The sequence below is a fragment of the Lysinibacillus sp. PWR01 genome, assembly GCF_043359455.1.
In the GTDB taxonomy this organism is placed as follows: Bacteria; Bacillota; Bacilli; order Bacillales_A; family Planococcaceae; genus Lysinibacillus; species Lysinibacillus fusiformis_F.
In genome coordinates this window covers 1-10098 of the sequence record NZ_JBHERJ010000078.1, presented here as the reverse complement: position 1 = coordinate 10098, position 10098 = coordinate 1, and the positions used below count along the sequence as shown (strand labels likewise).

8 protein-coding genes are annotated in these 10098 nt (G+C 39.6%); 5 read left to right on the top strand and 3 right to left on the bottom strand.

Going from position 1 to position 10098, the window contains the following annotated elements; all coding sequences use genetic code 11:
- Positions 1-444: 444 nt before the first annotated feature.
- From ACEVFT_RS17080 to ACEVFT_RS17070, 3 genes are read right to left on the bottom strand one after another with little or no spacing between them, the layout of a single operon-like run.
- On the bottom strand, positions 445-1281 hold the full coding sequence (locus ACEVFT_RS17080) for a DUF4097 family beta strand repeat-containing protein (RefSeq protein ID WP_393950826.1): 837 nt from the start codon (positions 1279-1281) through the stop codon (positions 445-447).
- A complete protein-coding gene (locus tag ACEVFT_RS17075) occupies positions 1282-1887 on the bottom strand; it encodes a DUF1700 domain-containing protein (RefSeq protein WP_393950825.1) in 606 nt (201 codons plus the stop codon).
- Positions 1880-2200 carry a PadR family transcriptional regulator gene (locus ACEVFT_RS17070; RefSeq protein WP_036124518.1) on the bottom strand — a complete coding sequence of 107 codons (321 nt, stop codon included), beginning with the start codon at positions 2198-2200 and terminating at the stop codon, positions 1880-1882. Before ACEVFT_RS17070 ends, ACEVFT_RS17075 begins: the two co-directional genes overlap by 8 nt.
- A 429-nt stretch (positions 2201-2629) precedes the next feature.
- On the opposite strand from ACEVFT_RS17070, the gene panB reads away from it, so the two are divergent.
- The 5 genes from panB to dinG all read left to right on the top strand — a co-directional run bounded on the left by panB (position 2630) and on the right by dinG (position 10042).
- A complete protein-coding gene (panB, locus tag ACEVFT_RS17065) occupies positions 2630-3466 on the top strand; it encodes a 3-methyl-2-oxobutanoate hydroxymethyltransferase (protein WP_205442389.1) in 837 nt (278 codons plus the stop codon).
- The gene (gene panC / locus ACEVFT_RS17060; RefSeq protein ID WP_393950828.1) at positions 3466-4344 is read left to right on the top strand and encodes a pantoate--beta-alanine ligase; all 879 of its coding nucleotides are present in this window, start codon (positions 3466-3468) and stop codon (positions 4342-4344) included. The genes panB and panC overlap by 1 nt, the downstream gene beginning before the upstream one ends.
- Positions 4322-4705, top strand: a complete 384-nt coding sequence (gene panD / locus ACEVFT_RS17055; RefSeq protein WP_205442390.1) for an aspartate 1-decarboxylase — start codon at positions 4322-4324, stop codon at positions 4703-4705. Before panC ends, panD begins: the two co-directional genes overlap by 23 nt.
- Positions 4706-4935: 230 nt before the next feature.
- On the top strand, positions 4936-7077 hold the full coding sequence (locus ACEVFT_RS17050) for a 5'-nucleotidase C-terminal domain-containing protein (protein ID WP_393950824.1): 2142 nt from the start codon (positions 4936-4938) through the stop codon (positions 7075-7077).
- A gap of 193 nt (positions 7078-7270) precedes the next feature.
- Positions 7271-10042, top strand: coding sequence for an ATP-dependent DNA helicase DinG (gene dinG, locus ACEVFT_RS17045; protein ID WP_393950827.1), 2772 nt, complete (start codon positions 7271-7273; stop codon positions 10040-10042).
- Positions 10043-10098 lie beyond the last annotated feature (56 nt).

Genomic DNA, 10098 nt, shown 5'->3' with positions numbered 1-10098 from the left:
ACTCCAATCACCCATTCTGCAAAAGTGGCTTTTCCTTATCTTTCATACTAGCTAGCCGTAGTAATCAAATTAGCCCATTATTTGTATGATTAGAGAAAGGATAGACTCTTATTTTCATTGCGAAGAAGTGATGAGTATCAAAAGCCCTCCATAAAATGGGTAGTGAAGACCTTCACTTTATTTGAAAACCTTTGCTAAAAAGTTAACATTTTGTAGGTTGGAGTGGAGGGCTACTTGACTCCCGTGGGATAGCGAGACAGGCGAGCCCCTGCACGGAGCGTGAGCGGAGGAAGCGGCTCGGCGCTCGCCCACAGGAAAGCAAGTAGCCTGCAACGGAAACCATTTTCACCTTTCACAAAAATTCTATTGATGGTTTTGTTTTTCAACAATATGAGAAGCTGCAAGTACCGTCCTGTACTTGCAGCTTCTTTTATAGTCTATTCATTATTTTAGTGACACATCTATATCACCATGTGATAAGGATACATTCAGTTGGTGCTCCCCATTGGTTACTTGAGTCACTGTGCCACTTTGTTCCTCATCATTCATGCTAACATCACCAAAGCTTGTTTTGAGGTCATAGCCTAAATCACTTTGTTTGTTTTGTAAGTGAAGCGTTGTATCGCCAAAACTTGAGGTAATCGTTGTTTGGCCATTTAATGTGCCAGCAATATCGATATCTCCATGCTCACTCTCAACAGTGAAGCCGTTACTAGCAAATTGCTGAAGCGTTAAATCACCAAAGGACTGCCTAATCTCTGTTTTGTCACCAGTCGTGTTGTTGAAAGTAATATCTCCGTAATCTTGGATGAGATTAAGCTGCTGATACTGTAGCCCATGAATGGCTGTATCACCAAAATTACTGTCGATCACAATTGTCTCTATTTTTGTATCTTTTGGGACATAGAGTTTGATTGAAGGGGAAGAAAAGTTTCCAAAGCCAAATTGAAAATCATTCTTTTTCTTTGCCATTGTTTCAATGGTTAAAGTGCCATTTTCAATATGATAGGTTACATCTTCTTGCTTAAGGACCTTTGTGTCTAATTTATAGTCGCTATCACTTGCAACAATTTCCACATCTCCATAATCATTTACAATATTAATACTTGTGAACGCATCTAAAGTATGAGACTGACTTACTAATTTAGTATTGCTTGGGACGTAAAGACCCTCTGAATCTTTTAGAATCAGCCAGCGACCCCCTGAAAAATAGCCAATCAATGCGAGTAGAATGCCTAATGCAATCATTGTCATGGCAATAAGGGTATTTTTTGACGTCATTTAGAAGTCCCCCTTTTTTCGCTTCTTTGTCATTTTGTGGAATAATCTTCCTAATGTTTCAACAGAGACAACAACGGTTTTCTTGATAACACGAGCAACAATTGGGAAGAGTAGGACACCTAAGCCCGTTACGATTAACCCGACACCCATAAAGAGCAACGCAGTCGGCCAATGCTCTGTTAAAATTAAGAAACCTGAAATCATAGCCGCAACGCCACCGACAAAAATACTAATAACTGTTGCGACAACAGCAAAGATTAAGCTGATAATAACTGCGCCAAATGAAAAGATAAGTGCAATGGCTGTTGCAAGTAATGGCAATGAAAGGGGCGCAGACAGTATAGCTAGAATAATGAGCCAAATAGCAGACATATTCTTTTTGGTTGATTTTGCCGAGGAGGTTTCCAAATCCTTTAATGCGAAATCAGCTAATATTTGCGAGGCAACATGTGAAGGAGAGCCAAGTTGTGAAATAACCTGATGCTCATTTTCCTCTCCTGCTTCCTCAAAGTATTCTTCATAATAGGCAAGCGCAGCATCTAACTCATGCGCAGGAAGCCGACGTAATTTTCCTCGTAGCTGTTTCAAATAGCTTGCTCTATCCATCTAAATTCCCTCCTAAAAGTACACAATCAACCTTTTCCTTATACACTTGCCATTCTTTTAATAGCTCTAATAATCGTATACGTCCTTGCTCTGTAATTTGATAATAGCGTCTATTTCTTCCTTGATAAGGCTGATCGTACGTTGTTAAATAATGCGCTTTTTGTAAGCGGCGTAATACAGGATACAGTGTAGACTCTGAAATCTCCATGACTGATTGTACCTGCTGTGTTAAAGAATAACCATAGGCGTCCTCTTTGTCGACAATAGCCAGTACACAAGCATCAAGTAAAGCTGAACCAAGCTGAAATGTCATCTTTTCACCTCACATGTAATACCTATACTTCATTTTATATTATATGACATATAGTATGTAGATAGTATATGACGTATAGCATTGATTGTCAATTCTAAAAGATAATTTTTTCCAATGTGGTTAGACGAAGATATTGTAAGAAAATAATATTTGAAGATTAGTAGGAAAATCTGTTATAGTATGTGCGAAGGGCAGTATCCATTGTGAACGGCACCTTCAAAAACACAACAGACTATACGAACAAATATCTGCCTTGATCTTTTCAGACAGGGACGGAAGAAAACGATACGTTCAAATATAGCTTTCATTTTGCAAGCTATTCCCTCTTCATGGGGTCTTTTTATCATTGAACGACACACTACCCTTCTGTCCATTTTCGGCACAGAAGGGTTTTTCTGTTTTCTTCCTTTAAAAAAGGGGGACTACAAAATGAAAACGACGACAGATTTTTTAAAGATGAAAGCGGCGGGCGAAAAAATCGTGATGGTGACGGCCTATGATTATCCAGCAGCTAAATTCGCGGAAGACGCTGGTGTTGAGATGATACTAGTCGGAGATTCACTTGGAATGGTTGTGCTCGGCTATGATTCTACAATGCCCGTGACTGTAGCGGATATGGTTCATCATGCAAAAGCAGTAAGACGAGGGGCAAAGGATACGTTTATGGTCGTTGATATGCCATTTGGTTCTTATCATGGCGATGTCAATGAGACACTAAAAACAGCCATTGCGATGATGCAACAAACAGGAGCAGATGCTTTAAAGGTTGAGGGGGCAGGAGAGGTTATACCTGTCATTCGTAAATTAACGTCAGCTGGTATTCCAGTAGTAGCTCATTTAGGTTTATTGCCACAATCAGCGGGAGTGCTTGGTGGTTATAAGGTGCAAGGGAAAACAGCTGAACAGGCGGCTACACTGATCGAAGAAGCAAAACAATGCGAAGAGGCTGGTGCATGTGCAGTCGTGTTAGAATGTATTCCTCATCAGCTAACAGAGATTGTTTCAGCTAGTCTTGTTATTCCAACCATTGGCATAGGCGCAGGTGTAGAGGCTGATGGACAAGTGCTGGTGTATCATGACATGCTAAGCTACGGTTCGCACCATGTACCGAAATTTGTTCAGCAATTTGCTGATATGGGCAAAGAAGCAAGCACGGGTATGATTCGTTACGTAGAAGAGGTGAAAGCGGGTACTTTCCCAGCTCCAAAGCATTTCTTCACAATGAAAGAGGAAGCGTTAGATCAGCTATATGGAGGCGTTAAATGATGAAAGTCGTCACGACTATACAGGCATTAGCCGTAGAAATTCAAGCAGCTAAGCAGGCTCAAAAAACGATTGGACTTGTTCCAACGATGGGCTATTTACATGAAGGTCATTTAACATTAGCACAAACAGCTCGTGTAGAAAATGATGTCGTTGTGATGAGTATATTCGTCAATCCAACGCAATTTGGGCCAAATGAAGATTTTGAAAGTTATCCTCGTGATTTGCCAAGGGATACGGCATTAGCTGAATCTGTCGGTGTTGATATTGTGTTCGCGCCAAGTGTGGACGAAATGTATCCCCAAGATGGAGGCATTCGTCTACATGCAGGTGAGCAGGCCACGATTCTTTGTGGTGCGAGTCGCCCTGGTCATTTTGACGGTGTTTTACAGGTTGTCTCTAAATTATTCCATTTAACACTGCCAACCCGGGCTTATTTCGGTCAAAAAGATGCACAGCAGGTTGCGATTATTGCGACGATGATACGTGATTTTAATTTCCCTTTAGAAATGCGCATTGTCCCAATTGTGCGTGAGCAGGACGGTTTAGCGAAATCTTCACGTAATGTCTATTTAAGTGAGTCAGAGCGACAAGAGGCTCCAGCGATCAATGAAGCATTACAATTGGCACGCGATAGCTTTTTAGCGAATGGTGATGCTGATAGCGCACTTGCAAAAGCAAAAGCTCATATTCATGCAAGAACACATGGACGAATTGATTATATAGAATTATTGGCATACCCCGATTTAACACCAGTGACAGCTACAACACAGCAAGTTCTGTTGGCAGCAGCTGTTTATATAGGTAAAACACGCTTAATCGACAATTGTATTTTTACTGTGAAAGAGGGACTAGAAAATGTTACGTATGATGATGAATAGTAAAATCCACCGTGCAACAGTGACACAGGCGGATTTAAACTACGTAGGCTCCATAACAATTGATGAAGATATTTTAGATGCAGTAGGTATGCTGGCAAACGAAAAAGTACATGTCGTTAATAATAATAATGGCGCTCGTTTTGAAACATATATTATTGCTGGTGAACGAGGTTCAGGTGTGATTTGTGTCAATGGCGCAGCAGCAAGACTTGTACAGCGTGGTGATATTGTCATCATTATTTCCTATGTGTATGTAGATAATCAGGAGGCTAAAGATCATCAACCAACTGTAGCCATCATGGGAGAGGGCAATACGATTAAGGAAATGATTGCACACGAACCAGAGGCAACAGTGATGTGAATTCAGCCATAGTATAAATTTAATATTAGAGAGGAGGATGGCAAAGTATAGCCAATCCTCCTTTTTTTACGATTGAATTTGTTATAAAAGTAACTGGTAAAATTTTGCTTTTATTACTATTAAACTAGTTTTTAAAATTATAATTTTACAAATGTTCTAGTATTTTGTGTCATATTTATGTAGAATTTAGTTGTTAGTACATCATTTTACTAGTGGAGGTATCATTTGTCATGGAAAATAAACGTAACAAATTTTTAACAGTTACTGCGGCAGCATTAGCTGTAACAGCGGTAGCGGTAGTACCAGCATCGGCAGCAAGTCCTTTTTCGGATGTAAAGGAAAGTCATGCAGATTTTGAAGGCATTGCTACACTTTATGCAGCAGGGATTATCAGTGGTTATCCAGATGGTACATTCAAACCAGATACAAATGTCACACGTGGACAAGCTGCAAAAATGATTGCAGGCGCATTAAAATTGGATACTAAAGAAGTAGAGGATCCAAAATTTACGGATATTAGTGCATCAAATCCTTATTATGGCTCGATTGCAGCGCTTGTAGGATTAAATGTCATTACAGGCTATGGAGATAATACTTTCCGTCCAAACCAAACTATTACACATGGTGATTTAGCAAAAATCTTAGCATCTATTCCAACATTACCAGAGCTAGAAAGTGCAAAAAATCATGAGGCTAGTGAAAAAGTTACACGTGGACAACTGGCAACGTTCATTGCAGAAGCTCTAACAAAATCAAACCCAGAAACACCTGAAACACCAGAAACACCGGAAACATCAGAAGATGCATTCTCGTTATCGATTTTACATGTGAATGATACACATGCTCGTGCAGATAAATTACCTCAATTAGCAACAGCAGTAAAAGAACAACGTGAAACAAAGAAAAATGTTTTAACATTACATGCTGGTGATGCATTTAGTGGAACACTATACTTTACAGAATTCCAAGGACAAGCTGACCTAAAGCTGTTAAATGAAATTGGCTTTGACGCCATGGTATTCGGTAACCATGAATTTGATTTAGGCGGATCAACTGAAGGCCATCAAGCTTTAGCAGATTTTATTAAAGGGGCTAAATTCCCATTCGTGGATGCCAATACAGATTTTTCAGCAGATGAAAAATTCACAGGTTTATTTACCGATTTAATCTCAAGTGAGCCTGAAAATGGTAAAATTTATTCAGGGATTGTAAAAGAAATTGATGGCGAAAAAGTGGGTATTTTCGGTCTAACGACAGAAGAAACGAAGGGTATTTCTTCACCTAATAAAGTAACTTTTACAAATTATATCGATGAGGCGAAAAAAGCAGTAGCGGCATTTGAAGGAATGGGTGTCAACAAAATTATTGCTTTAACACACATTGGCTACAATGACAATGCAAATGTGGATAATGATATATTGCTAGCGAAAAATGTACCAGGCATTGATGTTATTGTAGGTGCTCATGATCATACAAAACTAGAAAAGCCGGTTATTATCGATACAAATACAGTAGGTGAAGCAAAAGAGGCTACATTAATCGTACAAGCTAATGAATATGTAAAATATTTAGGTACACTTGATGTAACATTTGATGGAAAAGGCGTTGTGACCGAATATGATGGCGAATTAATTGACCTTGGTAAAGTGGCACAAGACGAGTCATTAGTAAAATTATTAGAGCCATATAAAGCAAAAGTAGATGAAGTGAACAGCAAAGAAATCGGTGTAACGCTGAAAGAAGCATTAGCTAACCCACGTGCAAGTGAAACAAGCCTTGAAAGTGTACGTAGCAATGAAACTGCACTTGGTAATATTATTACAGATGCTATGCTAGCAAAGGCACAGAAGTACACAGATAAAACTGTTGTTATGGCATTACAAAACGGTGGAGGTATTCGTGAAGAAATTCCAGCAGGGAATGTTACGGTAGGTCAAGTGAATACGGTACTGCCAAATGGTAATACACTTGCATTGATGGATGTAACAGGTGCGGAATTAAAAGAAGCATTTGAAGTTGCTGTAAAAAATGCACCACAAGAAAACGGTGGTTTCCTACACATTGCTGGAGGAAAACTACAATTTGATTCATCAAAAGAAGTCGGCTCACGTGTTGTATCTATTGAATATTTAGATAAAGCAACAGGTAAATATGTAGCTTTAGAAGATTCTAAAACATATACAGTAACAACAAATGCCTATACTGCTAAAGGTGGAGACAGCCTAACAATGTTTGGTAAAGCATATGATGAGGGCCGTGTTACAGATTTAGGTTTATCGGATTGGGAAAATCTACAAGAGCATTTACTATCACTAAAAGAAATAAAAACAACAACAGAAGGCCGTATTGTTGATCTTGCTAAAAAACAATAATCTGTCAGTATAAAAAGCTTGAATTACTATCTCATTCAAGTACCATTCATTTACGCAACCTTAGAGGTTTTCTCTAAGGCTGCGTTTTTTTTTTGTATGGATGCAGTGATTTAACAAAGGGGAGAAAGGATGCCTAGGAGCCAATAATATGATAAAATTCAACTTATCTAATGTGAACTGTGAGTTGAGATGTATGATGGAAAGTCAAAAATATGCAATTGTAGATTTGGAGACAACTGGTCATTCACCAGCCAATGGGGACCGGATGATTCAAATTGCTGTTGTTATTATGAAGGATTGGGAAATTGAGCGTACCTATACAAAGTTCATTAATCCTGGGAAAGCAATTCCAACTTTCATTCAAGATTTAACGCATATAACGAATGAGGATGTAAAGGATGCCTTACCATTTGAAGCGCATGCGGATTACATATATGAGCTACTTGCTGACTGTGTATTTGTCGCACATAATGCAGATTTTGACTTATCCTTTTTACAAGCAGAGTTTAAACGTGCCGGACTTCCGAAATGGCAAGGCAAAAAAATGGATACGGTGGAGCTGGCTAAAATTTTGTTTCCTATGTCTCTCGGTTTTAAGCTAGGGGATTTAGCGGCTGATTTAAATATCGAGCTAGCAAATGCACATCGAGCGGATGACGATGCACGCGCGACAGCAGAGCTATTCAGGCATTGCTGGAAGGAGCTGTTAAGTCTGCCACAGCTAACGCTTGAACAGATGCATAAGCGTTCATTTCGCTTGAAATCAAATATTTCTCAGCTTTTTTTTGAGGCGTTGCAAATTAAACGCCAGCATATTACAGGCCGTGAGAATGTGCATTATTATCGTAATTTTGCGATTGGCAATGGCCGAAATAAGCATGAACATATGACAGAAACGATTCCCTACCCTCAATCAGTAGCTGAGAAAATATCTTTAATGTCAAAGGCAATGCCGAATTTTGAGGAGCGTCCTGCACAATTTGACATGATGGACACGATTTGGCAGGCATTACATGAACAACAGGAGTGCGTGATTGAAGCTTCTACGGGCATTGGTAAAACTGCTGGCTATTTACTCCCTGCGATCTTATTTGCCCGTGCTGTCGATAAAAAGATTGCCATCAGCACTTATACTTCCTATTTACAAGAACAGCTTGTAGAAGAGGAGCTACCAAAGATCGAAAAAATCCTTGGAACAAAAGTGAATTTGTGTGTGCTAAAGGGCATGCAGCATTATATTGATCTCGAACGCTTTGAGCAATGTATGGCACATGCTGATGAATCCTATGATGATACATTTACTATTTTACAAATACTCGTTTGGCTGACAAAAACAGAGACAGGTGTATTGAGCGAGCTCAATGTTTCTGGTGGCGGACAACTATTTTTAGAAAAAATTCGAAAAATACCGAATGACAAGCCTTCAAAGGGTTTTGATTTCTATGAGCAAGCTTTAAAGAACAGTGTAGTTGCTGACTGTATTGTAACGAACCATGCCATGGTGTTAAGTGATTTAGTGCGTCAAACACCACTCTTTACAGAAATAGATGGCTGGATTATTGACGAGGCGCATCAATTTATTCAGGCTGCTATGCAGCAGGATGAAGTGGTCTTCTCCTATACACAATGGAAGTATATTTTTGGACAAATTGGCACGATGGAGGACACCGCTCTATTTCAACAATTTTGCCAAGCAGCGAAGAAAAAACAGCGAGTGGCCATGCAAAATTTGCAGCATCTAGACGCACAATTTATACGTTTACAGCGGACATTTGATGAAACCATTCAGAAGGCTGTTCAAAAAATGCAACAGCAAATGAAAGGCAAACAAGCAGGTAGTAAATGTACCTTGTTCTTAGAGGATGTCTCACTTGCGAAAGAATCGTTTGCACAAGTAAGCAAACTAACCCAGCAATGGCTGGATCTCGCTACTAGCATTACGCAGTCATTCGAAAATGCGATTGAGCAGCTAGATAAAAACGATCAATATGTATTATCAGAATGGCAATATTGGATTCGAGAAGTGAAGATAAAAATTGCTGAATGGGACGATATTTTTCTATCACCACAGGAAGGCAATTCTGTTTGGTTAGAATTTGATGTACGGAGTGTTCCTGGTAGTCTCCATGTCTTTAAAAAGCCTGTCAATGTCACGCCGATAATTGAACAAGTATTAGCACCATTACGTCAACAAGCAAGTATTGTTTGGACATCCGGCACATTAACGGTACCAGGCAATGAGCGTTTTGTTACACGCCAGTTAGGTATCGCTGATAATGTCGAAGTCTTGAAACTGCAAGCTCCGCCAGCCTACTATGCTGGAGCAAAGGCATTTATTGTCACCGATATGCCAGATATTCAGCATGTCAGCCAGGAAGAATACATTGAGGCTGTTGCCCATGCAATTACGCGGACTGTTCGAATGACAGAGGGACGTTGCTTTGTGCTCTTTACAGCACAGGATATGCTACGAAAAACAGTCGAGCTTATCCAAGATAGTGAACTTTTAGATGATTACATGCTATTTGCACAAGGTGTAACAGGCGGTAGCCGTATGCGTATTCTAAAATCGTTTCAAAAATTTAGTCATGCCGTTCTTTTTGGTACAAACAGTTTTTGGGAGGGTGTAGATGTTCCAGGGGATGCCCTTGCCTCTGTCATTGTCGTACGATTACCATTCTCTTCACCAGAAGAGCCTGTCTTTAAGGCAAGGGCTAAGCATCTAACTGTTCAAGGGCACAATTCCTTTACTGAGCTTTCTTTACCAGAAGCCATCATGCGCTTTAAACAGGGCTTTGGTCGATTAATTCGTTCTTCTCAAGATAAGGGCGCCTTTATTGTCCTAGACCGACGAATTACTAGTAAGTCGTATGGGAAAGAATTTATTAAGGCATTGCCACCTATCGATGTAAAGAAATTACAGCTACCCGAATTGTTAAAAGAACTAAATCATTGGCAAAAGTAGTAGAAACCCCTTTTAGCATTGCTAGAAGGGGTTTCTTAGTGTTGAAAAACAAAATA

Coding starts and splice junctions, on each gene's coding strand:
- panD (WP_205442390.1), top strand. CDS start 4,322: ATGTTACGTATGATGATGAATAGTAAAATCCACCGTGCAACAGTGACA.
- dinG (WP_393950827.1), top strand. CDS start 7,271: ATGATGGAAAGTCAAAAATATGCAATTGTAGATTTGGAGACAACTGGT.
- ACEVFT_RS17070 (WP_036124518.1), bottom strand. CDS start 2,200: ATGACATTTCAGCTTGGTTCAGCTTTACTTGATGCTTGTGTACTGGCT.
- ACEVFT_RS17080 (WP_393950826.1), bottom strand. CDS start 1,281: ATGACGTCAAAAAATACCCTTATTGCCATGACAATGATTGCATTAGGC.
- panB (WP_205442389.1), top strand. CDS start 2,630: ATGAAAACGACGACAGATTTTTTAAAGATGAAAGCGGCGGGCGAAAAA.
- ACEVFT_RS17050 (WP_393950824.1), top strand. CDS start 4,936: ATGGAAAATAAACGTAACAAATTTTTAACAGTTACTGCGGCAGCATTA.
- panC (WP_393950828.1), top strand. CDS start 3,466: ATGAAAGTCGTCACGACTATACAGGCATTAGCCGTAGAAATTCAAGCA.
- ACEVFT_RS17075 (WP_393950825.1), bottom strand. CDS start 1,887: ATGGATAGAGCAAGCTATTTGAAACAGCTACGAGGAAAATTACGTCGG.